The following is a 20,532-nucleotide window of genomic DNA, read 5'->3' on the forward strand; positions in this document are numbered from 1 at the left end:
CGCGGCACAGGTAACGACTGGATAACGGCCGGAAAGTTTCGGACCCCGGTCCGAAGTTCGCGTTGGAACGATTCACAGCGCGGCCCGATCGTGCGTAGAGTGACGGCCACGCTCCGCCCGCGCCGGCCGGACGCTCCGTCGCCGGCGCCCCTCGCGGGGCGCGGGAGGACTCTCGGTGCGGCACCACGACGACGCCCTGCAGCGCTACGCCACGCGCCAGCGCGAGGACGACGGCGTGCTGGGCGTGATCCTCACGGGGTCGCTCGCCCGCGGGGCCGAGCGACCGGACTCCGACGTCGACGTGATCCTCGTCGTGACGGACGAGCGCTTCGCCGCCGCGCTCGACGCCGGCCGCCTCGCGTACGTCGAGACCGACGACGTGGCGTACGAGCACGGCTACATCGACGTCAAGCTCGCGAGCCCGCGGTACCTCGAGGAGGCCGCCGAGCGGGGGGACGACCCGCTGCGCGACGGCTTCGCCGGCGCCCGCGTGGTGCTCGACCGCATCGGCGGGCTCCCCGGCCTCGTGGCGCGCGTCGCCGAGGTGCCCCAGGCGCAGTGGGACGAGCGCGCCGCGTCGTTCGTGGCGCAGGCGCGCCTCCACGGCGGGTACTTCCTCGTGCAGGGCGTCGAGCGCGGCGACCCGCTGCTCGCCGCCCATGCCGCGGTGCACCTCGCGACCTCGGCCGCGCGGGCGATGCTCGCCCTGAACCACGTGCGCTTCGCGGGCCCGAAGTACCTCGCGGCGGCGGTCCGGGCCCTGCCACGCAAGCCCACCGGCTTCGACGAGGCGCTGCTCGAGGTCGTGCAGCGCCCCTCGGTCGAGGCCGGCCGCCGGGTGCTCGGCCTGCTGGAGGGCGCCGCCGACTGGCCGCTCCCCCGCGACGCGAGCCTGTCCCGCTTCGTGCTCGACAACGAGCTGGCGTGGCGCACCCGCGTGCCGCCGCCCGAGTACTCCTGACCTCGTCCGACCCCTTGTGAGGAGCCCTGATGACCGTCCGCGTCCGCCAGGTCCGCGCCGAGCTGCGCACCGACAGCACCGACGTCGCCGTCCCGAACCCGCGCCTCAGCTGGACCACCGAGTCCGACGGCGAGGGCTGGCTGCAGGCGCGCGCCGAGCTCGAGCTCGACGGTGCCGCCACCGCCACCGTCGAGGGCCGGGACTCGGTGCTGGTCGCCTGGCCGTTCGCACCGCTCGCGCCGCGCGAGGCGCACACGCTGCGCGTGCGGGTCACCGGCGACGACGGTGCCACCTCCGAGTGGAGCGAGCCCACGACGGTCGTCGCCGCGTTCCTCGGCGACGGCGAGTGGACGGCGCCGCTGGTGGGGCTCGCGGACCCCCCGCGCGACGCGCAGCCGGCGCTGCTCCGCACCGAGTTCGACGTCGAGGGAAGGGTCGCCCGGGCCACGCTCTACGCCACCGCGCACGGCGCCTACCAGGTCGAGGTCAACGGGCAGGAGGTCGACGACCAGGTGCTGAAGCCGGGGTGGACCTCGTACCAGTGGCGCCTGATCCACGAGACCACCGACGTCACGGCGCTCGTGGCCCCTGGCCGCAACGCGATCGGCGTGACGCTCGCGGGCGCCTGGTGGACCGAGCGGTTCGGCTTCCGCGGCTTCGCGAAGCCCTTCTACGGTCCGCAGCCCGCGGTCGCCCTCCAGCTCGTCCTGGAGCTCGAGGACGGCTCCTCCCGCACGATCACGACCGGGCCGGACTGGCGGGCGACCGGCGGGGGCCCGATCACGGCGAGCGGCATCTACGCCGGTGAGACCTACGACGCGCGGCTCGAGCAGCCCGGCTGGTCGACGCCCGGCTTCGACGACGGCGCCTGGTCCGGCGTGCGCGTCGCCGAGGGGTTCCCGGTCCCGCAGGCCCGCGTCGCGCCGCCGGTGCGCGCGACGCAGGAGCTGCCGGTGCAGGACACGGTCGTCGCGGCGAGCGGCGGCACGATCCTCGACTTCGGCCAGAACCTCGTCGGCCGACTGCGCATCCGCGTCCGCGGGACGGCGGGCACCGAGGTCGTGCTGCAGCACGCGGAGGTGCTCGAGCACGGGGAGCTCGGCCGCCGGCCGCTCCGCGCCGCCGAGGCGACCGACCGGTACGTGCTGAAGGGCGACGGCGAGGAGGTCTGGGAGCCGCGGTTCACCTTCCACGGCTTCCGCTACGCCCAGCTCACCGGTCTCGACGTCCGGCCGGAGGACGTCACCGCGGTCGTGCTGCACAGCGACCTGCGCCGCACCGGGTGGTTCGAGAGCTCGGAGCCGCTGCTGAACCGCCTGCACGAGAACGTCGTCTGGGGCATGCGCGGCAACTTCCTGTCGGTGCCCACCGACTGCCCGCAGCGCGACGAGCGGCTCGGCTGGACCGGCGACATCCAGGTGTTCTCCCCCACCGCCTCGTTCCTCTTCGACAGCGACGGCTTCCTCACCTCCTGGCTGCAGGACCTCGCCCTCGAGCAGCAGCACGCCGACGGCGTCGTGCCGTTCGTCGTGCCGATGGTGCTCGGCGAGCCGGCACCCGCGGCGGCCTGGGGCGATGCCGCGACCGTCGTCCCGACGGTGCTGCACGAGCGGTTCGGCGACGTCGGCGCGCTCGAGCAGCAGCTCGGCAGCATGCGGGCATGGGCCGACGCCCTGCTCGAGCGGGCCGGCGACCGGCTGCTCTGGGAGGACTCGTTCCAGTTCGGCGACTGGCTCGACCCCACGGCGCCTCCCGAGAACCCGTTCGAGGCGCGCACCGACGCCGACATCGTGGCGAGCGCCTACCTGTTCCGCTCGACCTCCTTCGTCGCACGGGCCGCCGAGCTGCTCGGCCGGCACGACGAGGCGGAGCGCTACGGCGCGCTGGCCGAGCGGATCAGGGCGGCGTTCCTCGCCGAGTTCGTCGCCGACTCCGGCCGGATGATGTCGGACGCGCAGACCGGGTACGCGCTCGGGATCATGTTCGGTCTGAACACCGGCCCGGAGCAGCGCCAGGCGATGGGCGACCGGCTCGCCGCCCTCGTCCGCGCCAACGGCTACCGCATCGGCACCGGCTTCGTCGGCACGCCGCTCATCCTCGACGCGCTCACCGAGACCGGGCACCTCGACGCCGCCGAGCGGCTGCTCCTGCAGACCGACAACCCGTCGTGGCTCTACTCGGTGCGAATGGGGGCGACCACCATCTGGGAGCGCTGGGACAGCATGCTCGAGGACGGCAGCATCAACCCCGGCGAGATGACGTCGTTCAACCACTACGCCTTCGGCGCCGTCGCGGACTGGCTGCACCGGACCGTCGCGGGCCTCGCCCCGGCCGAGCCCGGCTACCGCACGCTCCGCATCGCCCCGCGGCCGCTCGGCGCGCTCACCTCGGCCGAGGCGTCGCACGAGACGCCGTACGGGCTCGCCCGCGTCGCGTGGCACCGCGAGGGCGACACCGTCGAGATCGAGGCGACGGTGCCGGCGAACACCACCGCCGAGGTGCTGCTGCCCGACGGCGCGGCCGCGCAACGGGTCGGCTCCGGCACGCACCGCTGGAGCGTCACGCTCCCGGTCCGCAGCGCTGAACGCGGTGCCGTCGACGACAGCACGTCGCTCGCCGAGGTCATCGACGACCGCGAGGCGTACGACGCCATCGTCGCCGCGCTGCAGTCGCGTGACGAGAAGCTCGCGAGCGACTTCCGCCGGCGCACGCGCTGGACGCCGGGTCGGTCCGTCGGCGAGGCGCTGCGCTTCGTGCCCGCGGGCACGCGCTCGGCGGTCGACGAGGCGCTCGCGCGGCTGAACGAGGAGCGCTCCCCCGCGAGGCGGTGACCGCACGGGGAGGGACGCACCGGCGTCCCTCCCCGCCGGGTAGAGTCCACCGCCGTGCCCGGCGACGACCTCCCCCGCGGCGGGACGCCGACGCTGCAGGACGTCGCGGCCCGCGCCGGGGTCTCGATCGGCACCGTGTCGAACGTGCTGAACCACCCCGAGAAGGTGACGACCTCGACGCGCAGCCGCGTGGCCGCCGCGATCGCGGAGCTCGGCTTCTCGCGCAACACGATGGCGAGCGCCCTGGCGTCCGGTCGCACGAGCACCTTCGGCGCCGTCGTGCCGACCTTCCGCAACTCGCTGTTCGTCGATCTCGCGAGCGGCGCGCAGCGGGCGGCGAAGGAGCGTGGCTTCCGGCTGCAGCTCGCGAGCGCGGACAGCGACATCCTGCTCCAGGACGAGCACGTCGAGTTCCTCACCGGCGCGCGCGTGACGGGGCTGCTGCTCGCGCCGATGCAGGAGTCCCGGGTCGAGATCGAGCAGGTGCGCCGACGGGGCGTGCCGGTGGTCCTGCTCAACTACGTCTCCGCCGAGCACGACGTGTGCACCGTGCTCATCGACAACGAGCAGGTCGGCTACCTCGCGGCGACGCACCTCATCGAGCTCGGGCGGCGGCGCATCCTCTGGGTGGGCGGCCGCTACGACTACCAGCCGACGACGCTGCGGCGGCGGGGCGTGCTCCGGGCCGTGGCCGAGCACCCCGACGTGCGGCTCGAGCAGCTCGAGGTCGAGGACATCGAGGCCGGCGGCGGCGCGGTCGCGGGCCGCTACGTCGCCGACTCCCCGGCGGGCCGGCGGCCCGACGCCGTGCTCGCGGTGACGGACATGCTCGGCATGGGCACGATCAGCACGCTCATCGCGGCCGGACTCGGCGTGCCGGGCGACGTCGCCGTGCTCGGCTGCGACCACAACTCCGCCGCGTGGGGCGGCGCGATCCCGCTCACCTCGGTCTCCATGCAGGGCGAGGAGATGGGCGAGGAGGGCGTCCGACTGCTGCTCGAGGAGCTGGCGCACGAGGGCGACGCGCACGCCCACCGCACCGTCGTGCTGCAGCCGCACGTCGTGGCGCGGGAGAGCACGATCGGCCGCGCCGCCATGGAGGAGCGCTGGCGGCCGCCCGCCACCTGACGCTCCCGGACCGCTCCGGATCCGTGAACGGGGACGGGCGCGTCAGCGGGCGGCCGTCGACTCCCGGACCACGAGCTCCGGCTGGAACACGATCTGCCGGTGCCGCTCGTCGCCGTCGAGCTCGGCGAGCAGCAGCCCGAGCGCCTCGGCGCCCATCCGCTCCCGCGGCTGCCGGATCGAGGTGATGGGCACCGCCGCTGCGGCCGCGAAGTCGATGTCGTCGTAGCCGACGAGCGCGACGTCGTGCGGCACCCGGACCCCGCCGAGCAGCAGCCCCTGCAGCACGCCGAGGGCGACCACGTCGTTCGCGGCGAGCACCGCGTCGCACCGCGGCTCCTGCTCGAGCACCCGGCGGCCGGCTGAGACGCCCTCCGTCATCGACAGCCCGGGCGTCTCGAGCACGTCGAGTCGCGCGTCGGGCACCTCGGCGACGGCCTCGCGGGCACCCCGGAGGCGATCGCGCACCTGGCCGAGCTCGAGCGGGCCGCCCACGAAGCCCAGCCGTCGCCGCCCGGTGTCCAGCAGGTGCTGCGCCGCCAGCCGCCCGCCGGCCACGTCGTCGACCGACACGGAGGAGAACCCCTCACCGGCCAGTCGGTCGACGAGCACCGTCGGGATGCCCCGCGCGCGCAGCCGGTGCAGGCGCTCCCCCACCTCGCCGACCGGGGTGATGAGCAGGCCGCGCACGCGCTGCTCCTCGAACAGGTCGAGGTGCGCTGCCTCGCGGTCCCGCCGCTCGTCGCTGTTCGCGAGCAGGACCACGAGCCCCTCCTCCGCGGCCCGCTCCTCGACGCCGCGCGCGACATCGGTGAAGAACGGGTTGCCGACGTCGAGCACGACGAGCCCGATGCTCCGGCTCGCTCCGGCGCGGAGCTGCCGAGCCGCGTCGTTGCGCACGAAGCCGAGCGCCTCGATCGCGGCGATCACGCGCTCGGCGGTCGCCGCGGCGACCTTCTCCGGGTTGTTGAGCACGTTCGAGACGGTGCCGACGGAGACGCCCGCCTGCTCCGCGACGTCGCGCACGCTCACCGCCATGTCCCGCTCCGCCCTGCTCCGCCGGCCTCGTCCGGCTCAGTCTGCCGTCTCGGGCATCCTCCGATGCGAAGCCCACGCAACGGAACCCCTCGATGCCGGAGCCCGCCACCGCTACGGTTGAAGCGTTTCAGAACGGGGGCGCGAGGATGCACGGACCGATCGACTGGGACGTCGCGCTGCACCGGGCCGAGGTCAGGCTCGCGGCGCTGCCCGAGGCCGACCGGGACGCGATCGCGCTCGCCGCGTTCGATCGGGTGGGTGAGCCGGGCTTCGTCCCCTTCGTCTACGTCGACGGCCCGAACGGCGCCCGCGAGGTGCCGGGGGCGACCGCCTTCCCCTCCGCGCTCGCGCTCGCCGCGACGTTCGACCGCGACCTCGCCGGGGACTACGGCCGGGTCCTCGCCGCCGAGGTGCTCGCGGCCGGCCGGAACGCGCTGCTGGGCCCCGCACTCGACCTCGCGCGTGTGCCGCAGTCCGGGCGCGCCGGCGAGAACCTGGGCGAGGACCCCGTGCTCGCCGGAGAGATCGGGGGGCAGATCGTCGAGTCCCTGCAGGCGGCAGGCGTGCTCGCGGTCGTGAAGCACTACGTCGCGAACGGCTTCGAATGGCTGCGCACCGGATCGGGCTTCCCGCAGCGCGGACCGGCGATGGACGTGCGGGTCGACCCGCGCACGCTCGCCGATCTCTACCTCGAGCCGTTCCGCCGGGTGGTCCGGCACGGTGCCGCGGCGCTCATGGGTTCGTACAACCGGCTGAACGGCGAGTACGTCTGCCAGTCCCCCGACCTGCTCGCCCTGCCCCGGGAGCGCTGGGGATGGCGCGGCGTCACGATCCCGGACTTCCTCTTCGCCGTCCGCGACCCCGCCGCCGCGCTGGCCGCCGGCCTCGACCTGCCGGGGCTCGACGGCGCCGCCGGCCGGACGCCGGAGCACCTCGGAGCCGACCGGGCACGCCGCGACGCGGCGGTGCTGCACGTGCTCACGGCGGCCGAGGCCATCGGCCTGCGCGCCCCCCGCGAGGATCCCGGCGCGCTCGGAGGCGCCGAGGCGCTCGCGCTCGCCGAGCGGATCGAGACCGAGGGCATGGTGCTGCTGAGGAACGAGGGCGACCTGCTGCCGCTCGCCGACGGCACCCGCGTGGCGCTGATCGCGCCCGAGACCGCCGGCGCGCTCCTCGTGATCGGCGGCTCCGCCGCGGTCGTCCCGCCGTCGGACCGCGTCCCCGGGCTCGAGGAGACCCTCGCGGCCCGGCTGACGGTGACGAGCGCACCCGGCGTACCCGGCGTCGCGCCGCTGCCACCCCTGCCCGCCGACCGCACCGAGCACGGCATCCGCGTCACCCTCCGCACCGCCGACGGCGCGGAACGCGAGCTCGCGCCGACGTCCGCCGAGGTCGAGGCGCCCGACGGGCCGCCCGCGGCCTGGTCGGCCCTGCTCGAGACGCGCATCGTCCCCACCCGCAGCGGCCGTCACGTGCTCGCCCTCGAGCTCGCCGGCGAGGCCGTGCTGCTCGTCGACGGCCACCCGGTCGCCTCCGGCTTCCGGGAGGCGTCCCCGTTCGTCGTCGGCCCCCTGCTGCCGCTCTTCGCGACCGTCGACCTCGAGGCGGGCCGCGCGGCCGACGTCCGGGTCGAGTACACGAGCGGCGTCGCCATCAGCATCCCGATCCCGCACTCCCCGATCCGGCCGCACCTGCGCCTCGGCTGGAGCGAGCCCGACGACCGGGTCGCGAACGCCGCGCGGCTCGCCGCCGACGCGGACGTCGCGGTCGTGCTCGCCGGCCGCGTCTCGGGAGAGGGCATGGACACCGACGGCCTGCGGTTGCCCGGGTCGCAGGAGGACCTGCTCGCGGCGGTCGTCGCGGCGAACCCGCGGACCGTCCTCGTCACCCTCGGCGCCGGGCCGGTCGTGCTGCCGGACGGCGCCCCGCCGGCAGCGCTGCTGCACGCCTGGTTCCCGGGCGAGCGCTTCGCCCCGGCCCTGACCGCGGTGGTGACGGGCGACGCCGAGCCCGGCGGCCGGCTCGTCACGACCTGGCCCGCGGCCGAGGACCGCACCCCGATCGAGACCCCGGTGCAGTACCCGGGCGCCGACGGCTCGGTCGAGCACACCGAGGGCCTGCTCGTCGGGTACCGCTGGTACGACGCCCGGGGCGAGGATCCGGCCTTCCCGTTCGGGCACGGACTCGGTTACACGACGTTCGATCTCACCGACGCGCGCGCCGCGGTGGGCGCCGACGATGTCGTCGTCGCGGTCACGGTCCGGAACGTCGGGGACCGGCGCGGCAAGGCCGTGCCGCAGGTCTACGTCGCCTTCCCGCCCGAGGCCGACCAGCCGCCGCGGCAGCTGCAGGCCTTCGCGGCGGTGCGGCTCGAGCCCGGGGAGGAGCGCCGCGTCGAGCTGCGCGTCCCGCTCGACGACCTCGCCCGCGCCGACGGGAGCGGACGTCGCCGTCTCGTCCCCGGCGAGCACGTCGCGTTCATCGGGGTGTCGTCGCGCGACGTCCGCCTCGAGGCGCCGTTCGCGGTTCCCGCAGCCGGAGCAGGGGGCGAGTGATGGAGCGCCTCTGCTTCCAGCTGCAGGTGAAGCCCGAACGCATCGCCGAGTACATCGACCGGCACCGCGCCGTCCGGCCGGAGATGCTGCGGGCGATCGAGCGCTCGGGTCGCCGGAACTACTCGCTGTTCCTCCGCGACGACGGGCTGCTCATCGGCTACTACGAGACCGACGACGACGCGGCGTCTGCGCGGCGGCTCGCCGAGGACCCCGACACTGCGCGCTGGGAGGCGGAGTCGGCGGAGCTCTTCGTCGCGCTGCCCGGCGCCCGTCCCGACCAGGGCGCGCCACGCCTCCGCGAGGTCTTCTCGCTCGAGGACCAGCTCGCCCGACTCGATGCTCCCGGTGATTGACCCCGAGCCCTTCTCTCCCTACTCTTGCTTGAAACGATTCAAGCGGCGCGGACGCCGCAGGAAAGGCTGAACGACGATGCCGTCCTTCGCTGACATCACGCCCCTGCTCGAGCAGCAGGCGATCGAGCTCCCCTCGTGGGCGTTCGGCAACTCCGGCACCCGGTTCCGGGTCTTCCCGCAGGCCGGCGTCCCGCGCGATCCGTTCGAGAAGATCGCCGACGCGGCGAAGGTGCACGAGCTCACGGGGCTCGCGCCGACCGTCGCCCTGCACATTCCCTGGGACGAGGTGGACGACTTCGCCGCGCTCCGCCGCCATGCGGAGGACCTCGGCGTCGCTCTCGGCACCATCAACTCGAACACGTTCCAGGACGAGGCCTACAAGCTCGGCAGCCTCGCCTCGCGCGACGACGCCGTGCGCCGGAAGGCCGTCGACCACCACCTGCGCTGCATCGAGATCATGGGCGAGACCGGCAGCAAGGACCTGAAGATCTGGCTCGCCGACGGCACGAACTACCCCGGTCAGGACGACCTGCGCTCCCGCCAGGACCGCCTGACCGAGTCGCTCCAGGAGATCTACGCCGCGATCGGCGAGGGGCAGCGCCTCGTGCTCGAGTACAAGTTCTTCGAGCCCGCGTTCTACTCCACCGACGTGCCCGACTGGGGCACCTCGTACGCGCAGGTCGCGGCGCTCGGCGACCGCGCGATGGTCTGCCTCGACACCGGCCATCACGCGCCCGGCACGAACATCGAGTTCATCGTCATGCAGCTGCTGCGCCTGAAGAAGCTCGGCAGCTTCGACTTCAACTCGCGCTTCTACGCCGACGACGACCTCATCGTCGGGGCGGCCGACCCGTTCCAGCTGTTCCGCATCCTCGTCGAGGTGGTCCGAGGCGGCGGGTACGGCGAGGGCAGCGACGTGGCGTTCATGCTCGACCAGTGCCACAACATCGAGAAGAAGATCCCGGGCCAGATCCGCAGCGTGCTGAACGTGCAGGAGATGACCGCTCGGGCGCTGCTGCTCGACCGCGAAGCGCTCGACGTCGCGCAGCGGGCGGGTGACGTGCTCGGCGCGAACGGGATCCTCATGGACGCCTTCTACCGCGACGTGCGGCCCGATCTCGCCGCGTGGCGCGCCTCGCGCGGCCTGCCGGCCGACCCGATGCGGGCGTACGCGGAGTCCGGCTACCAGGAGCGCATCGAGGCCGACCGCGTCGGCGGCGCCCAGGCGGGCTGGGGAGCCTGAAGCTCCTCCCCCGACCGACGCACGATGCCCATCCGAACCGGGGAACGGGAGTCCGGCCGATGTGATCGGCCGGACGGACCTCCCACGACGCGCGCCGGGCGAGGACCGGCGTGCCCAGAGGAGACGCCATGACCAACGCCACCGCCGCCGCCCTGATCGCCCGGTCGAACCGGCTGGGCGCCGATCCGAAGAACACGAACTACGCCGGCGGCAACACCTCCGCCAAGGGCACCGAGACCGACCCCGTCTCGGGCGAGCCGGTCGAGCTGCTCTGGGTGAAGGGCTCGGGCGGCGACCTCGGCACGTTGACGGAGCCCGGGCTCGCCGTGCTCCGCCTCGACCGGCTCCGCTCCCTCGTCGACGTCTACCCGGGGGTCGAGCGCGAGGACGAGATGGTCGCGGCGTTCGACTTCACGCTGTTCGGCAAGGGCGGCGCGGCGCCGTCGATCGACACGGCCATGCACGGGCTCGTCGAGGCGGCGCACGTCGACCACCTGCATCCCGACTCCGGCATCGCGATCGCGACCGCGGCCGACGGCGAGCGGCTCACGAAGGAGATCTTCGGCGACCGTGTCGTGTGGGTGCCGTGGCGGCGGCCGGGGTTCCAGCTCGGCCTCGACATCGCGGCGATCAAGGACGCGAACCCGCAGGCGATCGGCACGATCCTCGGCGGTCACGGCATCACCGCGTGGGGTGGCACGAGCGAGGAGGCCGAGGCGAACAGCCTCGAGATCATCCGCACCGCGGAGGCGTACCTCGAGGAGCACGGCGAGCCGGAGCCCTTCGGCGCGGCGCTGCCCGGCTACGAGCCGCTGCCGGAGGCGGAGCGCCGCGCTCGCGCGGTCGCGCTGGCGCCCACCATCCGCGGCCTCGCCTCGACGGACCGCCCGCAGGTCGGGCACTTCACCGACAGCGAGGTCGTGCTCGACTTCCTCGCCCGCGCCGAGCACCCGCGGCTCGCCGCGCTCGGCACGAGCTGCCCCGACCACTTCCTCCGCACGAAGGTGAAGCCGCTCGTGCTCGACCTGCCCGCGAAGGCGACCGTCGAGGAGCAGCTCGCGCGGCTCGCGGAGCTGCACGAGCAGTACCGCGCCGACTACCAGGCGTACTACGACCGTCATGCGACGGCGGACTCCCCCGCGATCCGGGGCGCCGATCCCGCGATCGTGCTCGTGCCCGGCGTCGGCATGTTCAGCTACGGCGCCGACAAGCAGACCGCCCGCGTCGCCGGCGAGTTCTACGTGAACGCGATCAACGTGATGCGGGGCGCCGAGGCCGTCTCGACCTACGCCCCGATCCCGGAGTCGGAGAAGTTCCGCATCGAGTACTGGGCGCTCGAGGAGGCGAAGCTCCAGCGCATGCCGAGACCGAAGAGCCACGCCACCCGCATCGCCCTCGTCACGGGTGCCGCGAGCGGCATCGGCAAGGCGATCGCCACCCGCCTCGCCGCCGAGGGCGCCTGCGTCGTCATCGCCGACCTCGACCTCGGGAAGGCGCAGGCGGCGGCCGCGGAGCTCGGCAGCACCGACGTCGCCATCGGCGTGGCCGCGAACGTCACCGACGAGGCGCAGGTGCAGGCGGCGATCGACGCGACCGTGCTCGCCTTCGGCGGCGTCGACCTCGTCGTGAACAACGCCGGCCTGTCCCTCTCGAAGCCGCTGCTCGAGACCACGGAGGCCGACTGGGACCTGCAGCACGACGTGATGGCGAAGGGCTCGTTCCTCGTCTCGAAGGCCGCGGCGCGCGTCCTCATCGAGCAGGGGCTCGGCGGCGACGTCGTCTACGTCTCGAGCAAGAACTCCGTCTTCGCCGGGCCGAACAACATCGCCTACTCGGCGACGAAGGCCGACCAGGCGCACCAGGTGCGGCTGCTCGCGGTCGAGCTCGGCGAGCACGGCGTGAAGGTGAACGGCATCAACCCGGACGGCGTCGTCCGCGGCTCCGGCATCTTCGCCTCCGGCTGGGGCGCGAACCGCGCGAAGACCTACGGGATCCCCGAGGAGGACCTCGGCAGGTTCTACGCGCAGCGCACGATCCTGAAGCGCGAGGTGCTGCCCGAGAACGTGGCGAACGCGGTGGCCGCGATCACCGGCCCCGACTTCAGCCACACCACGGGGCTGCACATCCCCGTCGATGCGGGCGTCGCGGCCGCCTTCCTCCGATGACCGGCTCCCGGCTGCGAGGAGTAGGACGGACTCCATGAAGTCCGTCGCTGCGATCGACCTCGGTGCCACGAGCGGGCGGGTGATCCTCGGCGCGTTCGGCCACGGCGAGCTGCACCTCCGGCACGTGATGCGGTTCCCGAACACCCCGGTCCGGCTGCCGGACGGCCTGCACTGGGACGTGCTGTCGCTGTACTCGGCCGCGATGACGGGCGTCGGCGCCGCCTCCCGCGAGGAGCCGGAGCTGCTCGGCGCGGCCGTCGACTCGTGGGCCGTCGACTACGGCCTGCTCCGCGGCATCCGCCTCATCGGCAACCCGTACCACTACCGGGACGAGCGGACCGCGGAGGGCGTGAAGGCGGTGCACGGCGAGGTGAGCGCCGAGGAGCTGTACCGCCGCAACGGCTTGCAGCACCTGCCCTTCAACACGATCTTCCAGCTGGCGGCGTCGGCCGGCACCGGCGTGCTCGACATGGCGACGCGGCTGCTGCTCATCCCCGACCTGCTCGGCTGGTGGGCGACCGGGGTGCAGGTCGCGGAGCGGACGAACGCCTCGACGACGGGACTGCTGCCGGTCGGTGGCGGCGACTGGGACCGCGGCCTCATGCTCCGGCTCGGCCTGCGTTGGGACCTGCTCCCCGACCTCGTCGACCCCGGCACGGTGCTCGGCCCCGTCACCCCGACGACGCGCGACGAGTTCGGGATCGCCCGCGACCTCCTGCTCACCACGGTCGGCTCGCACGACACCGCCTCCGCGGTCGTCGGCGTGCCGATGCGCGACGCCGGCAGCGTCTACATCTCCTGCGGCACCTGGTCGCTCGTCGGCACCGAGCTCGAGTCCCCGCTCGCCACCGACGAAGCACGGGAAGCCGGGTTCACGAACGAGGGCGGCGTCGACGGCCGCACCCGGTTCCTCAAGAACGTGATGGGGCTCTGGCTGCTGTCGGAGTCGGTCCGCACGTGGGCGAAGGCCGGCGAGCCGGAGGACCTCGAGCCCCTGCTGGCGCAAGCCGCCGACGCGCCCGCCGACGTGCCAACGTTCGATGTGAACGACCCGCGGCTCCTCGCCCCCGGGAACATGCCTCGGCGCATCGAGGCGCTGCTCACCGAGCAGGGCAGCCGCGTGCCGGCGACGGTCGGCGAGTTCGTCCGCAGCGTGCTGCAGAGCCTCGCCGACGCCTATGCCGACGCCGTCCGCGACATCGAGCGGCTCACGGGTCGCACGATCCGCACCGTGCACGTCGTCGGCGGGGGCGCGCAGAACGAGCTGCTCTGCCGGCTGACCGCCGACGCGGTCGGCGTGCCGGTGGTCGCGGGTCCCGTCGAGGCGACCGCGATCGGCAACCTGCTCGTGCAGGCCCGCACCCACGGCCTGCTCGCCGGTGACCTCGAGGCGCTCCGCCGCGTGGTCGAGGTGTCCTTCCCGCCCCGCGTCTTCCCGCCGCGGGCCCGCTCCTGACGAGAGGCTCATCGCCGATGACGGTGCAGCGCCAGTTCCCGAAGCCCGCCGAGGTCTTCGAGTACCTGCGGTTCAAGAAGCCCGAGCTCGACTTCAAGAAGGCGCGGCTCGAGTCCGCGCTCACGATCGAGGACCTGCGGCGCATCGCGAAGCGGCGCACCCCGAAGGCCGCGTTCGACTACACGGACGGCTCGGCCGAGGCCGAGATCTCGATACAGCGGGCGCGGCAGGCGTTCGAGGACGTCGAGTTCCACCCGCAGGTGCTCCGCGACGTGGCGCACGTCGACACCACGGCGACCGTGTTCGGGGCGCCCTCGAGGTGGCCGTTCGGCATCGCACCGACCGGTTTCACCCGGCTCATGCAGACCGAGGGCGAGACGGCGGGAGCGGGCGCGGCGGCGGAGGCCGGCATCCCCTTCACGCTCTCGACGCTCGGCACGACCTCGATCGAGTCCGTGAAGGAGACGAACCCGGACGGCCGCAACTGGTTCCAGCTCTACGTGATGCGGCAGCGCGAGATCTCGTACGGGCTCGTCGAGCGCGCCGCGAAGGCCGGCTTCGAGACGCTGTTCTTCACCGTCGACACCCCCGTCGCCGGCGCCCGGCTCCGCGACAAGCGCAACGGCTTCGCGATCCCGCCGCAGCTGACGCTGCGGACCCTGCTCGACGCGGCGCCCCGGCCGTGGTGGTGGATCGACTTCCTCACCACGCCGAAGCTCGAGTTCGCCTCGCTCAGCTCGACGGGCGGCACCGTCGGCGACCTGCTCGACATGGCCATGGACCCGACGATCACCTTCGAGGACCTCGAGGTGATCCGCGGCCTCTGGCCCGGCAAGCTCGCGATCAAGGGGGTGCAGAGCGTCGAGGACGCGAAGCGCTTCGCCGACGCGGGTGTCGACGGCATCGTGCTCTCGAACCACGGCGGTCGCCAGCTCGACCGCGCACCGATCCCGTTCCACCTGCTGCCCGACGTGGTCCGCGAGGTCGGACGCGACACCGACGTGATCGTCGACACCGGCATCATGAACGGCGCCGACATCGTCGCGTCGATCGCGCTCGGCGCGAGGTTCACGCTCATCGGGCGCGCCTACCTCTACGGCCTCATGGCCGGCGGGCGCGCGGGCGTCGATCGGACGATCCAGATCCTCTCCGACCAGATCGTCCGCACGATGAAGCTGCTCGGCGCCCACTCGCTCGAGGAGCTCACCCCGCAGCACGTGACGCAGCTCGAGCGCCTCGTGCCCCGCGCCCGCGCCTAGCCGCCGGGGAGACGGATCCGGCGCCGCCCCGAGGAGGGAGCGGCGCCGGATCGAGGTGCTGAGGGGCCCTACCGGGCCGTGCGACGGCCGCGGACCGCCATCCAGATCAGCAGCACGATGATCGCGCCGATGATCGAGCCGATGATGCCCGAGGGCTGGATGAAGCCGCCCTGGGGGTCGGCGTGGAAGAGCAGGAAGCCGAGGAAGCCGCCGACGAACGAGCCGACGATGCCGAGCAGGATCGTCGCGCCGATGCCCATCGACTGCCGGCCGGGCACGATCGCCCGGGCGATGAAGCCCGCGATGAGCCCCACGATGATGATCACGATGATGGTGCCGAGGATGCCCATGATCCACTTCTCCGAGATGCACGTGTCCGACGTGGCGGGCACCCCGAGGCGTGGGATGCAGAAGCGATCAGAGCAGGCTCAGGTGAGAATCAGCGGAGGTTCAGGTGGGAATCCGGTGACATCCCTAGGGGTGAACTCCACACCCCGAGGTGTATACCGGGCCCTGTGGCAGCGGACACGCGGACGCGGCCCATCCGGGTCGCCCTGATCAACGACTACGACGTCGTGCTCATCGGGCTCGCCCACATGTTCGACCGGTACCAGGACCGGGTCACGATCGCCGAGATCGACGCGGAGGAGTCGCTCGCCGACGACATCGACGTCGTGCTCTACGACGACTTCGCGCAGCCCGAGCCCGGCTCGGGCGTGCTGCGCCAGCTCGTCGACAACCCGCACGCGCACCGCGTGGTCGTCTACACCTGGAACTTCCACCGCGAGCTCGTCGACCAGGCCCTCTCCGTGGGCGTGCGCGGCTACGTGTCGAAGACCCTGGCCGCGCGGGACCTCGTGGCGGCGATCGAGGCCGTGCAGGCGGGCGAGGTGGTCGTGAGCGACGCACCGCCGCGGTCCGCGGCCGCGCTCGGCCTCGACTGGCCAGGACGCCGGGAGGGCATCAGCGACCGGGAGGCCGAGGTGCTCGCGCTCATCACGCAGGGCCGCAGCAACGCCGAGATCGCCGAGATCACCTATCTGAGCCCGAACACCGTGAAGACCTACATCCGCTCCGTCTACCGCAAGATTGGGGTGACGAGCCGCACCCAGGCGGTGCTCTGGGGCGTGCGGCACGGCTTCGCGCCCGACCACCGGCGCATCGACAACTGGGTCCCGTCCGCCCCGTCCTGAGCCGCGGGCTACCGCGCCAGGCGGAGCTCCCGCGCGAGCGCCGTGAGCGGCCCGACCACGTCTCCGGACGCCGGCTGCACCTGCACGTTGACGTGGTCCGCACCCGCGTCGAGGTGCGCCCGCAGCGCTGCAGTGAGCTCGGCAGCATCGCCGTGCGGGACGATGCGGTCGACGAGCCCGTCGCTGCCGCCGTCCGCGATGTCCTGCTCCGTGAAGCCGCCTCGGCGCATCGTGGTCGTGTAGTTCTCCATGCGGAGGTAGCCCGCGAGGAAGGCGCGGGCGGCGCGGCGAGCGGAGTCCGGGTCGGTGTCGAGCACGACCGTCTGCTCCGGCGCGACGAGCGCCTCGGGCCCGAGCGCCTCCCGCTGCTCGCGCGTCTGCGACGGGATCGTCAGGTACGGATGCGTGCCGGCGCTGCGCTCGGCGGCCATGGCGAGCATCTTCGGGCCCAGCGCCGAGAGCACGCGGGCGTGGACGGGCACGCCGCGCTCGTCGAGCACGTCGAGGTAGCGGGCCATCGCATCGAGCGGGCGGACGCGTTGCGGGGTCGCCTCGCGGTGGCCCGAGCCGATGCCGAGCAGCAGCCGCCCGGGACGCCGCTCCTCGATGCGGAAGAAGGAGTCGGCGAGCTCGGCCGGGTCCGACTTCCAGATGTTCACGATGCCGGTGGCCACCTGCAGCCGGTCGGTCGCGTCGAGCAGCTCCTCGGCCCGGCGCAGGTCGGAGCCCGGCGAGCCGCCGAGCCAGACCGTGCCGTACCCGAGCGCCTCGATCGTCCTCGCGAGACCGGCGTCGACGTCGTTGCCGCCCCGCCAGACCCCGACCGTGCCGAGCCGATCGCTCCAGCCGCTCCCCGTGCCCGTATCGCTCACGCTCGGCAGCGTAGGCACTCGCCGCCTGAGGAACCGCGTGTAGGTACTTCGCTCTGCCGTAGGTACGCGCCTCGCGTGTCGCACCGACACGAGCACGAACCACCTACACGCGGTTCCCGGAGGAGGTCGGATCAGTCCCGGGCGCTCGAGAACGCGGCGTCGAAGGCCGCCGCCGAGGGCTCGACCGCGTTCTCGCGGACGAACTCGAGCGCCGCCGGGGCGCCGACGAGGCGGTCCATGCCGGCGTCCTCCCACTCGACCGAGAGCGGGCCGTCGTAGCCGATCGAGTTCAGCGCGCGGAAGCAGCGCTGCCACGGCACGTCGCCCAGGCCGACGGAGACGAAGTCCCAGCCGCGCCGCGGGTCCGCCCAGGCCAGGTGCGACGAGAGCCGCGCGTTGCGGCCGTTGCCGACCTGCACCTTCGAGTCCTTGCAGTGCACGTGGTAGATCCGGTCGGCGAAGTCGACGATGAAGCCGACCGGGTCGACCTGCTGCCACACCATGTGACTCGGGTCCCAGTTCAGCCCGAACGACTCCCGCTGGCCGATCGCGTCGAGCATCCGCTGCGCCGTCCAGTAGTCGTAGGCGATCTCGCTCGGGTGCACCTCCATGGCGAAGCGCACGCCCTGCTCCTCGAACACGTCGAGGATCGGGTGGAAGCGGTCGGCGAAGTCCTGATACCCGGCCTCGACCATCTCGTCCGGCACCGGCGGGAACATCGCCACCGTCTTCCAGATCGATGATCCGGTGAACCCCGTCACGGTCTTCACGCCGAGCGCCTTCGCCATCCGGGCGGTGTCCTTCAGCTCCTCCGCGGCGCGCTGCCGCACGCCCTCGGGCTCGCCGTCGCCCCATACCCGGTCGGGCAGGATCCCGCGGTGCCGGGCGTCGATCGGGTCGTCGCAGACCGCCTGCCCGACGAGGTGGTTCGAGATCGTCCAGACCTGCAGGCCGTTCTGCTCGAGGATCGCCTTCCGGCCCGCCACGTAGTCGGCGTCCGCGTGCCGGGACACGTCGAGATGGTCGCCCCACGAGGCGATCTCGAGGCCGTCGAAGCCCCACTCCCCCGCGAGCCGCGCCACCTCCTCGAACGGCAGATCGGCCCACTGGCCGGTGAACAGGGTGATCGGTCGCGCCATCGCTGCTCCTTCGCTGCCGGCCGGGCCCGCGGCCCGGCGCCTCACCGCCGACGCTAGCGGAGCGAGGTCGGGGCCGACCTAGAGCGCCTCGAGGATCATCGCGCTGCCCTGCCCGCCACCGCCGCAGAGCGCCGCCGCGGCGAGCGTGCCCGCGGGCGACTGCGCGAGCTCGAGCGCGAGGTGCCCGACGAGGCGGGTGCCGGAGGCGCCGATGGGATGACCGAGCGCGATCGCGCCGCCGTCGCGGTTCACCCGCTCCGGGTCGACCCCGAGCTCGCGCACCGACACCACGGCGACGGAGGCGAAGGCCTCGTTGATCTCGATGGCGGCGAGATCGGCGGGCTCGACGCCCGCGCGCTTCGCCGCGAGCGCGATCGCCTCGCTCGGCCGGGTCAGCAGCGACACGTCGGGGCCCGCCACCATCGCGGCGCTGCGGACGGCGGCGAGCGGCGTGCGACCGTGGTCCGCAGCCCACCGCGCGCTCGCGACGACGATCGCCGCGGCGCCGTCGGTGATCGGCGAGGCGTTGCCCGCCGTGATCGTGCCGGTCGGCGAGAACGAGGGTCGCAGCTTCGCGAGCGCCTCGGTGGAGGCGTCGTCCCGGATGCCGTCGTCCGCCTCGACGAACGCGGTGGCGCGGCCGCGCTGCACCTCGACCGGCACGATCTCGTCGGCGAACCGGCCGCGGCTCGCGGACGCGCGCTGGTGGGAGCGGAGCGCCCACGCGTCCTGCTCCTCACGGCTGATGCCCCGCTCCCCCGCATAGTCCTCGGTGGAGGCGCCCATGCTCTGGTGCTGGAACGCGTCGGTGAGGCCGTCGTGGTCCGTCGAGTCGACCATGGTGACGGGTCCGTACTTGGAGCCGCTGCGGGACCCGGCGAGCAGCCGCGGCGCCTCGGTCATCGACTCCTGGCCGACGACGAGCACCACGTCGGCCTCGCCGAGCGCGATGCGCCGGTGCGCCTCGGTGACGGCCTCGAGCCCCGAGAGGCAGACGGCGTTCAGCGTGATCGCGGGACGGGTCATCGGGACGCCGGCGGCGACGGCCGTCTGACGGGCGGGGTTCTGACCGGCCCCGGCCTGCAGCACCTGGCCGACGACGACCTGGTCGACGTCCTCGGGCGAGATGCCCGCCCGCTCCATCGCGGCGCGGGCGGCGACGGCGCCCAGCCGCACCGCCGGCATCCCGGCGAACTGCCCCGTGAACTTCACGAACGGGGTTCGGGCGTAGCCGAGCAGCACGGTCGTGGGTGCCGGTCGGTCCTTCACATCGGTCACGAGTCGCTCCTTCGCGGTCCTGCCGCGAGGATACGGCGGACGCCGCATCGCCCGCGTCGTGTCTTCTCAGGGCGTTCATACGCATCTCATATGCCGGACGGAAGCGTCGAGCGCCGCGGTTTGTTGGACTGGTCGAACACAGAGGGTGCACGACTCCTGGAAGGAACGACATGCCTCACCGGCACTACAACGGCCTGAAGACCGCCCTGCTCTTCGGGCTCCTCGGCGCCGTGGTGCTCGGCGCCAGCTACCTGCTCTTCGGCCGCAGCCTCGCGGCCCTGACGATCGGGCTCGCGATCGCGCTGCTCGTGAACCTCGGCTCGTTCTGGTTCAGCGACACGGTCGCCATCAAGGCGATGCGCGCCTACCCCGTCACCGAGGCGGAGCAGCCCGCGATGCACCGCATCGTGCGGGAGCTCTCCGCACGGGCCGGCCAGCCGATGCCGGCGCTCTTCGTCTCGCCGACCGCCTCACCGAACGCCTTCGCCACGGGCCGCAGCCCGAAGCACGCAGCCGTGTGCTGCACCGAGGGCATCCTCGAGCTGCTCTCGGAGCGCGAGCTGCGCGGCGTCCTCGGCCACGAGCTCATGCACGTCTACAACCGCGACATCCTCACCTCGTCGGTCGCGGCAGCGCTCTCGTCGGTGATCACCTACCTCGCCTACGGGGCCATGTTCCTCGGCGGCGGCAACGACCGCGAGGAGCGCGGCGGCGGCTTCGGCGCCCTGCTGCTGCTGATCCTCGGTCCGCTCGCGGCCGGCGTCGTGCAGCTCGCGATCAGCCGCACCCGCGAGTACGACGCCGACGAGGACGGCGCCGCCCTCACCGGCGACCCGGTCGCCCTCGCCTCGGCCCTCCGCAAGCTCGAGGCGGGCACGCAGCAGCTGCCGCTCCCGCCGGAGCCGCGGCTGCAGAGCACGAGCCACCTCATGATCGCGAACCCGTTCCGCGCCCAGGACGTGGGCCAGCTGTTCTCGACGCACCCGCCGATGCGGGAGCGCATCGCGCGGCTCGAGAGCATGGCGGCCGGCATCCGCCGCTGATCCAGGTCCCTGCTCCGGATC

General features: G+C 73.4%; 16 protein-coding genes. 11 read left to right on the forward strand and 5 right to left on the reverse strand.

Translation table 11 applies throughout. The features are described from left to right. The first annotated feature begins 175 nt into the window (after positions 1–175). From QDR37_RS04190 to QDR37_RS04200, 3 genes are read left to right on the forward strand one after another with little or no spacing between them, the layout of a single operon-like run. A complete protein-coding gene (locus tag QDR37_RS04190; RefSeq protein ID WP_279712326.1) occupies positions 176–961 on the forward strand; it encodes a nucleotidyltransferase domain-containing protein in 786 nt (261 codons plus the stop codon). Between the two features lie 29 nt (positions 962–990). Beyond that, complete coding sequence (locus QDR37_RS04195; protein ID WP_279712327.1) at positions 991–3,792, forward strand: glycoside hydrolase family 78 protein; 2,802 nt, start codon at positions 991–993, stop codon at positions 3,790–3,792. Positions 3,793–3,846: 54 nt separating this feature from the next. Beyond that, positions 3,847–4,920, forward strand: coding sequence for a LacI family DNA-binding transcriptional regulator (locus QDR37_RS04200; protein ID WP_279712328.1), 1,074 nt, complete (start codon positions 3,847–3,849; stop codon positions 4,918–4,920). A 42-nt stretch (positions 4,921–4,962) separates the two neighbouring features. Here QDR37_RS04200 and QDR37_RS04205 read toward each other — a convergent pair whose 3' ends face one another. Further along, on the reverse strand, positions 4,963–5,955 hold the full coding sequence (locus tag QDR37_RS04205) for a LacI family DNA-binding transcriptional regulator (RefSeq protein ID WP_279712329.1): 993 nt from the start codon (positions 5,953–5,955) through the stop codon (positions 4,963–4,965). Positions 5,956–6,101: 146 nt separating this feature from the next. Here QDR37_RS04205 and QDR37_RS04210 point away from each other — a divergent pair, with 146 nt between their 5' ends. The 6 genes from QDR37_RS04210 to QDR37_RS04235 all read left to right on the forward strand — a co-directional run bounded on the left by QDR37_RS04210 (position 6,102) and on the right by QDR37_RS04235 (position 14,986). Further along, on the forward strand, positions 6,102–8,510 hold the full coding sequence (locus tag QDR37_RS04210) for a glycoside hydrolase family 3 C-terminal domain-containing protein (RefSeq protein WP_279712330.1): 2,409 nt from the start codon (positions 6,102–6,104) through the stop codon (positions 8,508–8,510). Next, positions 8,510–8,863, forward strand: coding sequence for an L-rhamnose mutarotase (locus tag QDR37_RS04215; protein ID WP_279712331.1), 354 nt, complete (start codon positions 8,510–8,512; stop codon positions 8,861–8,863). Before QDR37_RS04210 ends, QDR37_RS04215 begins: the two co-directional genes overlap by 1 nt. A 76-nt stretch (positions 8,864–8,939) precedes the next feature. Further along, positions 8,940–10,106, forward strand: coding sequence for an L-rhamnose isomerase (rhaI, locus tag QDR37_RS04220; protein WP_279712332.1), 1,167 nt, complete (start codon positions 8,940–8,942; stop codon positions 10,104–10,106). 128 nt (positions 10,107–10,234) lie between these two features. After that, positions 10,235–12,271 (forward strand): bifunctional aldolase/short-chain dehydrogenase, encoded by a 2,037-nt coding sequence (locus tag QDR37_RS04225; RefSeq protein ID WP_279712333.1) that lies wholly within the window; start codon positions 10,235–10,237, stop codon positions 12,269–12,271. A 34-nt stretch (positions 12,272–12,305) separates the two neighbouring features. Then, entirely contained in the window at positions 12,306–13,727 is a 1,422-nt protein-coding gene (locus QDR37_RS04230; protein WP_279712334.1) for a rhamnulokinase, read from the forward strand. Positions 13,728–13,744: 17 nt separating this feature from the next. Then, positions 13,745–14,986 (forward strand): alpha-hydroxy acid oxidase, encoded by a 1,242-nt coding sequence (locus tag QDR37_RS04235; RefSeq protein ID WP_279712335.1) that lies wholly within the window; start codon positions 13,745–13,747, stop codon positions 14,984–14,986. Positions 14,987–15,054: 68 nt separating this feature from the next. Here QDR37_RS04235 and QDR37_RS04240 read toward each other — a convergent pair whose 3' ends face one another. Then, positions 15,055–15,336, reverse strand: coding sequence for a GlsB/YeaQ/YmgE family stress response membrane protein (locus QDR37_RS04240; RefSeq protein WP_347882089.1), 282 nt, complete (start codon positions 15,334–15,336; stop codon positions 15,055–15,057). 165 nt (positions 15,337–15,501) lie between these two features. On the opposite strand from QDR37_RS04240, the gene QDR37_RS04245 reads away from it, so the two are divergent. Then, positions 15,502–16,179 (forward strand): response regulator transcription factor, encoded by a 678-nt coding sequence (locus QDR37_RS04245; protein WP_279712336.1) that lies wholly within the window; start codon positions 15,502–15,504, stop codon positions 16,177–16,179. 8 nt (positions 16,180–16,187) lie between these two features. Here the strand turns inward: QDR37_RS04245 and QDR37_RS04250 are convergent, their stop codons facing one another. The 3 genes from QDR37_RS04250 to QDR37_RS04260 all read right to left on the reverse strand — a co-directional run bounded on the left by QDR37_RS04250 (position 16,188) and on the right by QDR37_RS04260 (position 19,468). After that, positions 16,188–17,051 carry a TIGR03620 family F420-dependent LLM class oxidoreductase gene (locus QDR37_RS04250; protein ID WP_279712337.1) on the reverse strand — a complete coding sequence of 288 codons (864 nt, stop codon included), beginning with the start codon at positions 17,049–17,051 and terminating at the stop codon, positions 16,188–16,190. 131 nt (positions 17,052–17,182) lie between these two features. Next, complete coding sequence (locus tag QDR37_RS04255; RefSeq protein WP_279712338.1) at positions 17,183–18,190, reverse strand: sugar phosphate isomerase/epimerase; 1,008 nt, start codon at positions 18,188–18,190, stop codon at positions 17,183–17,185. Between the two features lie 78 nt (positions 18,191–18,268). Beyond that, on the reverse strand, positions 18,269–19,468 hold the full coding sequence (locus QDR37_RS04260) for an acetyl-CoA C-acyltransferase (protein WP_279712339.1): 1,200 nt from the start codon (positions 19,466–19,468) through the stop codon (positions 18,269–18,271). Between the two features lie 170 nt (positions 19,469–19,638). Here QDR37_RS04260 and htpX point away from each other — a divergent pair, with 170 nt between their 5' ends. Continuing rightward, positions 19,639–20,511, forward strand: coding sequence for a zinc metalloprotease HtpX (htpX, locus tag QDR37_RS04265; RefSeq protein WP_279712340.1), 873 nt, complete (start codon positions 19,639–19,641; stop codon positions 20,509–20,511). Positions 20,512–20,532: the final 21 nt, after the last annotated feature.

It is taken from the genome of Amnibacterium sp. CER49 (assembly GCF_029846255.1).
In the GTDB taxonomy this organism is placed as follows: Bacteria; Actinomycetota; Actinomycetes; order Actinomycetales; family Microbacteriaceae; genus Amnibacterium.